Below are 13,659 nucleotides of genomic sequence, written 5' to 3'. Positions count from 1 at the left end.
TATAACCAATTGAGTTCAAATCATTTCGAAAAATAAGGCTTTTTGGCCTTTATTTTTTTCATCAAACGTTGCGGTTGCAACTTCTCATATAAGCTGAGTGGTATTGGGCAAGCCTGTTGTAAAATTTGCGCGACCAATACTTCACCACACAGCGGCGCAAATAAATATCCTTTTGAGCCTAAGCCTGCAAAACTATAAATACGGCTATGTGACTCTAATTGTCCTAATAGCGGCAAATAATCGGCAGTTTGCGCACGAATAGAAGCACGTCCTTGCCATGTGCGAATCTCTGGCAATGTTGCTGCGCATTCTGGAGCAATTGCGCGGAGTAAGTCTAAATTATGTTGATGATCATCCTCTGTTACCGCGGTATCTTCGCGATTGGGATGAAAAGAGGCACCCAAAATAAGCTGTGATACATCTAATTGCGTGCAATAGCCACCATAACTATATGCGCGGTGGGTCGGCAGTTTTGTGCTGGTTGTCATCCAACTGACTTGTCCACGAATAGGTTTTAATGGTGGATAATTCTGAAACAGTGCAGCGCTGTCTTTTGCGGCACAGACCACCACATGGTCGGCATGCATCAGACATTTAGAATCTTCAGCATAAATGGCAACCTGTTGCTCTTGTTCAGCAAGCTGGCTAATTTTGGCTTGAATAAACTGAATGTTGGGATGTGCTAAAATTTCTTCGCTTAAGATTTTTGGAGTGACTGCACCTGCGATATTTAAAACGACATTCATTGGCTGCGAGGCAATTGTTGTATCTTCAGCGTTGATTGCAGCGCTTAAAACTTCGCGTGGATATTGGTCAATCAATTGCTGTAATTCACCACTTTGCTTGAGGTCGAATTGTTCGACAGTTAAAGCCCGAAATGCTTTAAATTGTGCATAGTGGCGCATGGCATATTGCCAGCATGAGGTCATAAGATGTTCATGGCTTTGCTGAATGGGGCTGAGTTTTGGGTTTAGCAATGCTAAAGGATTGCCCGATCCGCCAGAAATGACCCCGTTGGCATCAAATAGCGTGACGATATGACCACGCTCGGCAAAGGCCCATGCAGTGGTTAGTCCGGCAATACCAGCGCCAATAATGGCAATTTTTTGTTGTTGGATGGGAGAAGTCTGTGCTGTTGAATCATGATTGGGCCAAATTGCTTTGAGCATTTCACGTTTATGTTTAAAACCGCGTGGACGGCTAATTTGAATGCCATGCGCACTTAAACCCCGTTTTAATACGCCAGCCACACTAAATGAAGCAAAGGTCGTTCCTGCATCTGACAATCGCACAATATGGTCGAGAACCTGTTGTTGCCACAGTTCAGGGTTGCATGACGGGGCAAAGCCATCTAAGAACCACGCATTGACCGTATGTGTTTTGGGGATAATCGGGAAAATATCGGATGCATCGCCCAACCATAAATCAATGCTAAATCGTTGTTTGGCAAAGTTTAAGCGATGGCAGCCCGGAATCGCCAGCGGATATTGCTCAATCAGTTGCGTTGAAAATTCAGATAACTCCGGCCATGCTTGTAGGGCGCGAATTAAATCGGCCTGACTTAATGGATATTTTTCAACGCTAATGGCATGTAAATGGCTGTGATTATCGGGTCTGACCTGTTGCCAAAGTTGCCATAAGGCCAAAATATTTAAGCCTGTACCAAAACCAGTTTCGCCCACACAAAAATATTCAAACGGCTGAAGTGCACTTAAGCGTTCGGCTAAGTCGTTGCCGTTTAAAAAAACGTGCCGCGTTTCAAGCAAGCCATTGTCTTTAGAAAAATATACATCGCCAAATTGTTTGGAAATTGGAACTTCAATTCCATCAATGCATTGCCAATCTAATTCGGCAGTTTCAATGCGGCTAAACACAGGCTTGTCCTAGGGCTAAAAAAGGGGCACACAGGCCCGAGATGAAAAAAATAACCATCTCGAAAGATGGTTATGGCAACACTTACCATTGTCTACGTCGTTTGGTATAAATATAACCGGCGAGCATAAAGCCAATCAGTACGCCCACACCAAGCGTTGCTGCGCCGTACATAAATAGTTGCGCCGTACTTTCGCTTTGTAACACCTGGACTTGCACGCCCAAATTGTCATTTTTCAGTTGTAATGCTTGGTTTTGCGCTAAAGCATCTAAATTGGCTTTTTCAAGTTGTTGTAATCGATTGGTTTGGTCTTTAACCAAAGCTTTGATTTTTAAATCTTCATCCGCTTTTTTTTGTGCAATTTGTGCCGCCGTCATTTCTACAAGCGGAGCTGGCCCTGAATTTGACACAGGTTTAGCAGGTGCAACATTGGTTGCAGGTTTGGTGTTGGCTGCCGGCTTAGGTGTTGCTGAAGCTTGTGCCTGCACTTGCGGTTGGGCGGTTGTTGGTGTTGGAGTTGTGGTTTCTTCAGCATGTGCCGTTAAACACAAAAGACTTAAACTGAAGAAACATGAAGCAACAACGCGCATGATTTTATCCTTTAGGAAAAACTTGAATAAATGGTTTAACATCAACATGGCTATACACCCCAGCTTTAAGATAGGGTTCATCGGCGAGCCATTGGTCGAGCGCTTCACGGCTGTCGAAATCAACAATTAAAAGGCTACCATAAAAGCCTGCTTCAATGTGTCCCGGCTGTTTTGGCATTGGCCCTGCAATAATGACACGTCCTTCAGCATGCAAAGCTTCTAATCGGGCTAAATGTTCTGGGCGTGTTGCTAAGCGCTGTGCCAGCGTACCTTCTTTGTCGGTACAAGTAATCACAAATAAAGCCATGATCCGTTCTCGCTAAATTATTCGTCAGTTGTTTTAAAATGTTTACGCAATACCACGAATTGGATAATGATAAAAGAAAACATCACGAGCATATCACCAAATGCTGTGAATTCACCCCAATATTTTCCGTGCGCAAATAAGAAGGCAAAAAAGATATGTAAGCCTGACATCACCACAAACATGGCCGCCCAAGCATAATTTAGCTTTTTCCAACCCTGCTCAGTTAAATCTAAAACCGGGCCAAACATGCGTTTAATTAATGGACTACGATCTTTAGTGACAAAAGGCGACAGCGCAAAGGCACCCGCAAAGACTAAGTTTAATAAGGCCGCTTTTAAACGGATATAAAAATCGTCACTTAACATGAGGGTAATACCACCAAAAATTACCGTCATAAAAAGCACAATCCATTGCTGTTTGTCTAAGCGGAATTTTTGAAAAACAAACAACGCGCCGTAAACCACTAACATTGAAATAATTAAGCCTGTGGTCGCAACCAAAATATTATTGTTATCTACACCCCCAGCCGAGCCAATTAAAGTGAGTAGGGGATGATGGTTGTTGCTTGGATCAACGGTTTTATATAAATAAAAGAAAATGATCAGCGGCACAAAGTCTAAAAGCGCTTTCATGTTAGAGTATCGAATCCAGTTTTGGTGAATGACATAGTATAAAGATGCAGGGCATAGATTTACATACACATAGCAATATTTCTGATGGTCATTTGTCACCAGAGCAATTGGTGTCTGCCGCAGCTGCTGCGGGAATTCATCAATTGGCACTGACCGATCACGATTCTATGGATGGCATTGCGCGTGCGCAACAAGCGGCCTTAGCCCATGACATGCAAATTATTTTAGGGGTCGAAATTTCTAGCCAATGGTCCAGACCCAATACCAAAAAAAGCTATGGCGTGCATGTGGTTGCACTGAATATGCAGCACCCTGAACCGTTACTTTGGGCCTTAGAGCAACAAAAAAATATTCGTGCCGAGCGCGCCGTGCTGATTTGTGAAAAGTTAGCCAAAATTTTAAAACATGATTTTTTACCTGACGCATTGGCATTGGCCGGTGGTCATTTAGACCGTGTGACACGCAGCCATATTGCTCAAGCCCTGCAAGCTCGGAATGTGGTGACACGCTTACAGCAAGCGTTTGACCGTTTTTTAAAAGAAGGCAAACCGGCTTATGTGGCTTTTGATGGTTTATCTTTACAAGACACCATTCAGATTATTCACCAAGCACAAGGCTTTGCGGTATTGGCACATCCGACCCGATACGATTTATCTGCCACAAATATTCGTTATTTAATTGAATTATTTGCACAGTTAGGTGGCGATGCAGTCGAGCTTGCCCCCGAAAATGATCCACCGGCGACACGGCAAATGGTCAATCGTATGATTGCCGAGCATGATTTATCCGTTTCGATTGGCAGCGATTTTCATGGCGAACATATGCCATGGCTAAAACTGGGTAAAACGCCACAGCCCAAAGCTGAACAATCGGGCATTTGGGAGCGTTTTATTTAGATTTTTTAGTTTTGTCCATTATTGCCCCAGCGTAAAAAGGCAGGACGTTGGCTAAGTAAATTGTAATAGCGTTTGACCTGAGCGCACTCAGGCTTTTCAAATGGGGTCAAATACCAGCGTTGTACCGAAAGTCCCATCGCAATATCGGCAAGAGAAAACTCGTTACCTGCAACATAGGCCTGTGTTTTTGCCAGTTGCCGATCTAATATTTGCATCATTTCATTCCAAGAGGCAATACTGGCGCTGACTTGGTTTAAATCTTGATGCTCAGGTGATTGTCGAATAATGTGCATCAGCGCATACGACCAACTGTTATTTAGTTCGATGCCTTGCCAATCAATCCATTGGTCTATGATTGCGCGTTGTTTGGGCTGAGTTGGATAAAGCGCTTCACCATGATATGCGTTTGCTAAATATCGAATAATTGAATTGGATTGCCAAAGCGTAAACTCGCCATCGATTAAAATGGGAATGGTTGAATTGGGATTCATGCTGACAAATTCGGCGTCTTTGGGCGAGCGAAAACCGCGTCCCCAATCTTCACGTGCGTATGCTAAGTTCAGTTCATCGCACAGCCAAAGCAATTTGCGCACGTTAATGGAATCGGGGCGGCCGAGTATTTTTAGCATCTTATTGTCCTTATTTTACTGCTAAATATGCAATGTCGATTCAAGCAATATTACAGCAATTTGTAGGCTTCCGCTTGGATGGGTGCTGGGGTGGATTTTCCTAAAGAATCTAGTAATTCTCGCTCAATCAGGCGCACGATTGAATCGAGCGGCAAGTCATTGTCTTGCGTGCCAAACGGTTCTTCTAATTCTGCACTTAAACTGTCTAAACCTAAAAATAAATAAGCGATTAAACCCATTAAAACCGGCGTCCATAAGCCTAAAATTGAACCCAAACTAAAAGGCAAAATAAAGCAAAAGCAATACACGGTGCGGTTCAGTAAAACGGAATATGCAAATGGTAATGGCGTGCTGGCAATGCGGTCGCATCCGGCTTGTACTTTGCCCATTTCAATAATATGTTGATTTAATTGGCTATATAAAATATCGCTAATTTCAGCACTTTTAAGTGCTTGCATCAGTTCCATTTGCAGTTGGCTTAAGGTGTATTGCGGTGCATTTAAATGCTGATTGAGTTGCTGAATTGCAGCGGAATCGAGCTGGGTCATGGCGATCAATTGCTCAGGATGTGCAGTTTGATGACGCAGTCGATCGCGCAGCATATTGGCAAAGACAATCACATGATGAATAACGCGTTCACGCCGAGCTGGACTTAAAATCTGAGAATCTCGGTCAAGATGCCGCGCGGTTGCAATTAAGGTTCCCCAAAGTTTGCGACCTTCCCACCAACGGTCATAACAGGCATTGTTTCGAAAGCCTAAAAAAATAGACAGAATCACCCCGAAAATAGTAAAGCCGATGACAGGAACGGTCGGCACATGCACCAAATTATGATAAGTCAGGATTGCAATCACTGTTGAAATTAACGTAAGTACCGCAAGTGATGGCATAACTTTGGGTAATATCGTGCCTTTCCATGCAAAGAGCAGTTTAAAAATATTACTTTTTTCGCGAATAATCATATGCAAGAACCACAAGGAATCGACGATTAACCAATAGGGAGATGCCCTAATTCAGCCAAAGAGCATGAACCTGTTGGGGCAATAATGCAATGATCGACCAGTTTGATTTCAAGCAACTGACACGCGTGGAAGATTTGTTCGGTCAGTGTTAAGTCGGCGGAGGATGGTGTGGCTTCGCCAAAAGGATGATTATGCGCAATCACAATATGGGTGGCGTGTTGAGCAATGGCATAACGCATGACTTGGTTGATTGAAACACTGCAATGCTGGATGGATCCAAAAAACAGTTTTTTAAAATGCAGTTTGCGTAATTCGGTATCTAAACAGAGCACCGCGAACACTTCTTGTTTTTCACCCAACAACTCAAAGCGCAAATAATTAAGCACATTTTCGGAGTGTTGAAAGGACTGGGTGACTTGAGCATATTGCTGTTGAATATAACGCCGTCCCAATTCTTTGACGGCCATCAGTTGCGCGTACTTATTTGGACCAATGCCATGAAACATCGATATATCGGCCAAGGATGCATCAAAAATTGGATTGAGCCCGCCAAAATGTTGAATTAACAGTCGTGCTAATTCAACCGCAGAATGCTGCTGTGACCCCGAACGTAAGAAAATTGCCAATAGTTCGGCATCCGATAAACTGGCTGCGCCTTGTTGAAGCAAGCGTTCACGAGGGCGTTCTTGTTCTGGCCAAAATTTAATAGATTGCTGCATAGTCTAATTCATTCTTTCTAAAGTTGTTTTTATTTTCTCCCGCTTGGGGATTATGTTATTTAATGCTATTGTGAGCCTCACTGCAATACAAAGGTAGCCATCTGTGAGCTTTGATGTAAGTGTTTGTTCAAATAAAAATATTATCGTCGCGGTTACAGGTGGCATTGCCGCCTATAAAAGTGCAATTTTAGTACGCCGTTTAAAAGATTATGGTTTCAATGTACGCGTGGTCATGACGGCAGGCGCACAAGCGTTCGTTACGCCACTCACATTTCAGGCTTTATCTGGCAATCCCGTGCATACCGCCTTACTTGACCCCGAAGCCGAAGCCGGCATGGGACATATCGAATTGGCGCGTTGGGCCGATTTAATTTTGGTGGCTCCTGCAAGCTGCGACAGCCTAGCCAAATTTGCGCATGGTTTGGCTGATGATTTACTGAGCACGTTATTGTTAGCCAGCAAAGCGCCTGTTTGGGTTGCACCGGCCATGAATCAACAAATGTGGGCGGCCAAAGCCACACAACGTAATTTAAAAATTTTAGTTGACGATGGCGTACATGTAATTATGCCGGCATCGGGTGAGCAAGCCTGTGGTGATGTTGGGTTAGGCCGTATGCCTGAACCTGAAATTTTAGCCGAACAGGTCAGTTTGTTCTTTTTACAAGCACAGCGCGCGTTGGCGGAAAAATTTGGTTTGCTTGCAGGTAAACGCGTGGTTATTACGGCAGGCCCAACCCGAGAAGCCATTGACCCTGTTCGTTATATTTCTAATCACAGCACCGGTAAAATGGGCTTTGCTTTGGCCAGTGCCTGTTATGCTGCCGGTGCCGAGGTAACTTTAATTGCAGGTCCTGTCAGCCTAAATACGCCCAATGGCGTGAAGCGTCAAAACGTGGCTTCTGCGGTGCAAATGCTCGAACACAGTTTAGCTGCGCTAGAGCACGGCTGCGACATTTTTATTGCCACCGCAGCCGTTGCCGATTATCGCGTGGCGCAAGTGGCCGAGCATAAAATTAAAAAAGCTGGCGATGAATTGCAGGTTGCACTAATTAAAAATCCAGACATTGTTGCAACCATTGCCGAACAAGAAAAACGTCCATTTATGGTCGGTTTTGCTGCTGAAACGCAAAATGTAGAAAGTTATGCCACAGGCAAATTAGTGGCTAAAAAACTGGATATGATTGCTTGTAATGATGTCTCTCGGGCCGATATTGGTTTTGCTTCAGATCAAAATGCCATGACAGTATTTTTTGCACAGCAATATCATTTACCAAAACGCGATTTAGATAAAGCGTCTAAAAATGAAATTGCGCAGCAATTGGTTGAAGCAATCAGTGATGCGATTGCCATCAGCTAAATACTAATATTTTAGATAACAAAAAACCCTTAACGTCCTGTTAAGGGTTTTTTGAATTCTTCACCGAGTGGAAATGTCCTATTTCCGATTTGCTTCCCGCTTTTTTATTTCCAAGGGACTTCCTGTTCCTATATCTGCATCATATAAAAATCTGACCTTGTCGAATAGCTGACAATATCCTCGACTTTTGTACGCTAAAGCTTACAAAATTGTCTGAAAACGAGTAAAGCAATCCAATAAAAAAGATATGTCATTGTTTCTACAATTTTTATAATACGGTAGACCAAGCTGAAGCTGTGCTAAAATAAGTGTTCTTATTTTTCATAGTCGCCAATTTGTTTTTTCACATTGAAATTGGCCGTCATTGCGTTAAATTTTTGAATATGCGTGCATTGATATCGCATCATTCTGAATTGTCATGAAAATATTGCATGAAATCTTTGAGGGGCTTCTGCATATTTAAACATAGATGTAGAGGATTTTTTTTGATTCAAAATAGGTGCGTATTTTGAATTAAAAAATATTCAGTTGCTTTTGTTTTGAGATGTTGTTATTTATAAAGAGGTAATGTAAAAAATGTTTTCTGTCCGTAACATAACATAACTATAATGAATCGTGAGGCGGGTATGGAAAGATTACAACGACTGACGTTTAGTCAGACAGAACGTTTAAGTGAATGCCGATTCTCATTGGCTTTGGGCGTGAAAGGTCCGCGTAATCAAATTGGCAATTGCTTGAAATTTGCACGAAAAATTTTGGCGGTCAAGCAATGTATTTGGAGGTTTTTTCATGAACCTTATGCGTGGTTTGCAGATAAAAATCAGTTTGAACCTTGTGTTATTCCCATGATCGCGCAGGCGGATTTTTTATTTTCGTGCGATGCTTTCACTTATGCAGATGCTACCCATCCAGATTATCCACTTTTTTCAAGCGCTTTAACCCAATTGGGCTGTGATCACCAGCGGGTGGCGGTATTTTATTTAATTGTGAATGAGCAGAAAATTGGGCAAGTGATTTTTTTTGACGAGATTGAAACACCTTTTGCACAAGAAGATCTCGACTTAGTTGCAGAGCTTTTGACAAGCATGCTGCTCTATGCCGAATTGAAATTTGATTTTCAAGAACTCAAAGAAACCTATGAAGAGCTTTCGGCACTCAATTTTAGCCGAACTAAATTTTTCCAAGTGATTGCACATGATTTACGTGCACCATTTCATGGTCTGCTCGGTTTTTCTGAGGTTTTGGCAGAAGAACATGATACTTTAAGTTCAACTGAAGTTGAGCATATGGCGGGCTATTTAAATGACACAGCCAAATCGACTTATCAATTATTAGAAAATTTACTCAATTGGGCGATGGCAGAAGGTGGGCGTTTTGTTTATCACCCGATTAATTTTAAACTAAAACAAGTCACCCAAATTGTTAAAAATGTATTAACTAGTTTGGCAAAACAAAAAAATATTGAATTAATTGAAGATGTTGATGACGACATTTATGTCTATGCCGATATGAATATGCTTACTTCGATCTTACAAAATTTAACTTCGAATGCCTTAAAATTTACTACTGTGGATGGTTCGGGAAAAGTCAGTATTTCTGCACGCTTAGATGCAGGCTTTGTTGCTATTTCAATTGTGGATACCGGTTTAGGTATGACGCAGGCACAGCTCGAACAAGTATTTGAACCCCGCTTGAAACTTTCGCTGAAAGGCACCGCGGGTGAAAAAGGCACAGGCTTGGGCTTGGTTTTGTGTAAACGCTTTGTCGATTTAAACCAAGGTGAAATTTCCGTACATTCTAAAGAAGGTCAAGGCACCACCTTTGTGGTTAAAATTCCGCTTGCGCATGATACGCATGTGCATTTAAAAAGCACAGTAGCCGAGAAAAAATGTATCGACTGCTAAAAAGTCATTTTAAAGCGCGAAAGCAACTGATATAACAATAAGCAAATAGCAAATACACATGTGTAGTCATGGATTCAGAGCAGCTTCAAATCACCTTAGGTGCCAGCCAATATGCAGAACAAATTTTGGCACTTTATCCCACAGAACTGGAGCAGGATGCTCAGAATCGGCCATTTTCAGAGCACCTTAGCCGAGAAGATATTCAGGCATATGTTGAACAAAGCCTGTTAGATATTCGCGATGAGTCACAATGGATGCGGGCTTTACGCATTTTACGTGCGCGTTTAATGTTCCGTTGGATTTGGCAAGATGCCAATCAACTTACCGATGTGGTGAGCTTAACCCGAGAACTGTCCGACTTTGCCGATCTTTGTATTATTGCCGCCAAAGCGTATGCCAAAGAGGCGTTGCTTGCCAAACATGGAGAGCCGATTGGCTACGATGGTCAACCACAAGATTTAATGGTGATTGGCATGGGCAAACTGGGTGCACAAGAACTGAATTTATCCAGTGATATCGACCTTATTTTTGCCTTTGACGAACAAGGCGAAACCAATGGTCGTAAGTCGATTGATGTGCAGAAATTCTGTATTTTGTGGGGGCAAAAACTAATTTATTTGCTCGATCATATCACCGCTGAAGGCTTTGTATTTCGCGTGGATATGCGCCTGCGTCCGTGGGGAGATGGTTCGGCTTTAGCAATTAGCCATGTCGCCTTAGAAAAATATTTAATGCAGCACGGGCGTGAATGGGAACGCTACGCGTGGATTAAAGCCCGCATGATTACCGGCGATAAAGGTGAGAGCTTAATGGAGATGACACGGCCATTTGTGTTTCGCCGTTATGTCGACTATTCCGCTTTTGAAGCCATGCGTGAAATGAAGGTGATGATTGAACGCGAGGTTGCTCGGCGCAATATTTATGAGGATATCAAACTCGGCGCAGGTGGTATTCGTGAAATTGAATTTATTGTGCAAGTTTTTCAGTTAATTTATGGTGGTTCAAAACGAGAATTGCAAGATCGCCAGTGTTTAGTGAGCCTGCAACATATTGGTGATGTCGGTTTATTAGATACCCAAGCCGTTGCAGACTTAAAAGATGCCTATTTATTTTTGCGCCGTGTGGAGCATGCCATTCAGGCCTTAAATGATCAACAAACCCAAGCTTTACCACACGATCCTGAACTGCGTCAGCGCATGACAAGCACTTTAGGTTTTAATTCATGGGATGATTTTTTAATCGAATTAAACCAAAAACGCGACAAAGTCAGTCAGCAATTTAAAAATGTGATTAAAGAAAAAGATATTCAGACGGCCCTAGATAATTTTTCTGATTTAGAACCACGACTACAGCAAGTGCTAGATGAAGATGCGCAAAAAACGGTAGATGCTTTTTGGTCGGGGCAAGCAATTAAAAAATTGCCAGCCAAAGCGGTGGAGCGCTTAAAAACGTTGTGGCCACCACTGATTGAAGCCATTTTATTGGCTGAACATCCGCAAGTGGCGTTGTTGCGGTTAATGCCACTGATTGAGTCAATTATGCGCCGTAGCGTATATTTGGTCATGCTGGTGGAAAGCAAAGGTGCATTGCAACGTTTGGTAAAAATGGCGGATGTTAGCCCGTGGATTTGCGAAGAGTTGACGCAGTATCCGGTGTTACTGGATGAATTTTTATCGATGGATTTTGAATTGCCGAATCGGGCAGATTTAGAAGCCAGTATGCGCCATCAACTGTTGCGTATTGAATTAGATCAAGTTGAAGATTTAATGCGTGTATTAAGGTTATTCAAAAAAAGCCATGTTTTGGCCGCCGCAGCCAGTGATGTGTTGGCAGAAAGTCCATTAATGAAAGTCTCTGATGCCTTAACCGACATTGCCGAAGTTTGTGTACAAGCCACGCTGAATTTGGCCTATCAAATGGTGGCCAAACGGCATGGCTATCCTCTGCGTTTAGACGGCAAGCGCTGTTCAATTGATGCACAAGGTTTTGCCGTGATTGGCTATGGCAAATTAGGTGGTATTGAACTGGGCTATAGTTCCGACCTCGATTTAGTCTTTATCCATAGCCTTGATGAACAGGCCGATACCGATGGTGGCAAAATCATTAGTGGGTTTGAGTTTGCGCTACGCGTCGCCCAAAAATTTATGTCGTTAATGACCACGCAAACTTTAGATGGTCGTGCTTATGAAATTGATACCCGCTTACGACCATCGGGCGAGGCAGGGGTATTAGTCACGAGCTTAAAAGCATACGAGTTATATCAAATGAAAAGCGCATGGCTTTGGGAGCATCAAGCCCTTGTGCGGGCGCGTTCGGTTGCAGGTGATGCCCAGTTACGTGAGCAATTTGAACATATCCGTTGCCAAGTGGTGAGTCAACCTCGAGATGAACAAGTGGTTCGAACCGAGGTGATCGACATGCGTCAGAAGATGAAAGACCATCTTGGCTCGAATAAACAGCAGCAAAAAGATGGAATTTTTCATTTAAAACAGGATGCAGGTGGTATCGTTGACATCGAATTTATGGCACAGTATATCGTACTCGCATGGAGTGGCGCGAAGCCTGATCTCGCCCATTTCTCTGACAATGTTCGTATCCTCGAGGATGCGGCGCGCCTCGGTTGCTTATCCAGCACCGATGCGCAAGCATTGATTCAAGCTTATCTCAGTGAACGAGCCGAGAGCCACCGTTTAGCACTTGCAAACCACAATATGCAAGTTCAAGCTGCAAAGTGGCAAGACACCCGCGAGATCGTTTGCAAGTTATGGCAAAAGCTAATTGATCCAAGTGCAATGGTGCTTGGACAGTAATAATAATGTGAAAATTTGGAGTGTGCGCCATGAACTTGGCTGATCGTGATGGTTTTATTTGGCAAGATAGACAATTAGTTGACTGGCGTGATGCAAAAATCCACGTCTTAACCCATACACTACATTATAGTATGGGCGTGTTTGAAGGGGTTCGTGCTTACGAAACACCGAATGGCACCGCAATTTTCCGTTTGAAAGAACATACAAAACGTTTGCTAAATTCTGCCAAAATTTATCAAATGAATGTCCCTTATGATCAAGCAACACTTGAACAAGCACAAATTGATGTGGTGCGTGCAAATAAACTCGCGTCTTGCTATTTGCGTCCACTGATCTGGATTGGTTCTGAAAAACTGGGTATTGCTGCAACATCAAACACTATTCATGCTGCGGTTGCAGCTTGGGGTTGGGGTGCTTACTTAGGTGATGAAGCGATGGCGAAAGGCATTCGCGTGAAAACTTCATCATTTACTCATCATCATCCAAACGTGACTATGTGTAAGGCAAAAGCTTCAGGTAACTATACCTTGTCTATTTTGGCACATCAGGAAGTGGCACATTCAGGCTATGATGAAGCGATGTTAATGGACCCTCAAGGTTATGTGTGTCAAGGTTCAGGCGAAAACGTTTTCTTAATTAAAGATGGCGTGTTACATACTCCTGATATTTCAGGTGGTGCATTAGACGGTATTACTCGTCAAACCATTATCACTATTGCTAAAGATTTAGGCTACGACGTGGTTGAACGCCGTATCACCCGTGATGAATTTTACATTGCCGATGAAGCCTTCTTTACCGGTACAGCCGCAGAAGTGACGCCAATTCGTGAATATGACGATCGTCAAATTGGCGAAGGTTGCCGTGGCCCAATTACCACTTTAATTCAAAAAACTTATTTTGATATTGTGCAAGGTCGTAATGACAAATATGCACACTGGTTGACTTACGTGAAGTAAGCAAAATCAGTTAATATGAAGGCG

The 13,659-nt window shown here is 42.9% G+C and carries 12 protein-coding genes; 5 read left to right on the top strand and 7 right to left on the bottom strand.

Annotation, left to right across the window (positions count from 1 at the left end):
• Positions 1–20: 20 nt before the first annotated feature.
• The 4 genes from mnmC to I2F62_RS08045 form a co-directional block, all read right to left on the bottom strand.
• Positions 21–1,874: an FAD-dependent 5-carboxymethylaminomethyl-2-thiouridine(34) oxidoreductase MnmC gene (gene mnmC, locus I2F62_RS08060; RefSeq protein WP_324626506.1), complete on the bottom strand. Its 1,854-nt coding sequence runs from the start codon at positions 1,872–1,874 to the stop codon at positions 21–23.
• Between the two features lie 82 nt (positions 1,875–1,956).
• Positions 1,957–2,463 (bottom strand): hypothetical protein, encoded by a 507-nt coding sequence (locus I2F62_RS08055; RefSeq protein WP_324626505.1) that lies wholly within the window; start codon positions 2,461–2,463, stop codon positions 1,957–1,959.
• Between the two features lie 4 nt (positions 2,464–2,467).
• The gene (locus tag I2F62_RS08050; protein WP_324626504.1) at positions 2,468–2,770 is read right to left on the bottom strand and encodes a YciI family protein; all 303 of its coding nucleotides are present in this window, start codon (positions 2,768–2,770) and stop codon (positions 2,468–2,470) included.
• 17 nt (positions 2,771–2,787) lie between these two features.
• The gene (locus I2F62_RS08045) at positions 2,788–3,402 is read right to left on the bottom strand and encodes a septation protein IspZ (protein ID WP_324626503.1); all 615 of its coding nucleotides are present in this window, start codon (positions 3,400–3,402) and stop codon (positions 2,788–2,790) included.
• A 44-nt stretch (positions 3,403–3,446) separates the two neighbouring features.
• Between I2F62_RS08045 and I2F62_RS08040 the strand changes: the two genes are divergently transcribed.
• Complete coding sequence (locus tag I2F62_RS08040) at positions 3,447–4,298, top strand: PHP domain-containing protein (protein WP_324626502.1); 852 nt, start codon at positions 3,447–3,449, stop codon at positions 4,296–4,298.
• 5 nt (positions 4,299–4,303) lie between these two features.
• Here the strand turns inward: I2F62_RS08040 and I2F62_RS08035 are convergent, their stop codons facing one another.
• Genes I2F62_RS08035 through radC form a run of 3 tightly spaced genes read right to left on the bottom strand, consistent with a single transcriptional unit; the run spans position 4,304 to position 6,608 of the window.
• The gene (locus tag I2F62_RS08035; protein ID WP_324626501.1) at positions 4,304–4,927 is read right to left on the bottom strand and encodes a glutathione S-transferase; all 624 of its coding nucleotides are present in this window, start codon (positions 4,925–4,927) and stop codon (positions 4,304–4,306) included.
• Positions 4,928–4,977: 50 nt separating this feature from the next.
• Positions 4,978–5,889: a bestrophin family protein gene (locus I2F62_RS08030; protein WP_324626500.1), complete on the bottom strand. Its 912-nt coding sequence runs from the start codon at positions 5,887–5,889 to the stop codon at positions 4,978–4,980.
• Positions 5,890–5,915: 26 nt separating this feature from the next.
• Positions 5,916–6,608 (bottom strand): RadC family protein, encoded by a 693-nt coding sequence (gene radC, locus I2F62_RS08025; protein WP_324626499.1) that lies wholly within the window; start codon positions 6,606–6,608, stop codon positions 5,916–5,918.
• A gap of 103 nt (positions 6,609–6,711) precedes the next feature.
• On the opposite strand from radC, the gene coaBC reads away from it, so the two are divergent.
• The 4 genes from coaBC (at position 6,712) to I2F62_RS08005 (ending at position 13,635) form a co-directional block, all read left to right on the top strand.
• Entirely contained in the window at positions 6,712–7,965 is a 1,254-nt protein-coding gene (coaBC, locus tag I2F62_RS08020; RefSeq protein ID WP_324626498.1) for a bifunctional phosphopantothenoylcysteine decarboxylase/phosphopantothenate--cysteine ligase CoaBC, read from the top strand.
• A gap of 626 nt (positions 7,966–8,591) precedes the next feature.
• A complete protein-coding gene (locus I2F62_RS08015; RefSeq protein WP_324626497.1) occupies positions 8,592–9,869 on the top strand; it encodes a HAMP domain-containing sensor histidine kinase in 1,278 nt (425 codons plus the stop codon).
• A 68-nt stretch (positions 9,870–9,937) separates the two neighbouring features.
• Positions 9,938–12,679: a bifunctional [glutamate--ammonia ligase]-adenylyl-L-tyrosine phosphorylase/[glutamate--ammonia-ligase] adenylyltransferase gene (gene glnE, locus I2F62_RS08010; RefSeq protein WP_324626496.1), complete on the top strand. Its 2,742-nt coding sequence runs from the start codon at positions 9,938–9,940 to the stop codon at positions 12,677–12,679.
• Positions 12,680–12,708: 29 nt separating this feature from the next.
• A complete protein-coding gene (locus tag I2F62_RS08005; protein WP_324626495.1) occupies positions 12,709–13,635 on the top strand; it encodes a branched-chain amino acid transaminase in 927 nt (308 codons plus the stop codon).
• The last annotated feature ends 24 nt before the right edge of the window (positions 13,636–13,659 follow it).

The sequence above is a fragment of the Acinetobacter sp. MD2(2019) genome, assembly GCF_035615615.1.
Lineage (GTDB): Bacteria > Pseudomonadota > Gammaproteobacteria > Pseudomonadales > Moraxellaceae > Acinetobacter.
This window is presented reverse-complemented; position numbering and strand designations above follow the sequence as displayed.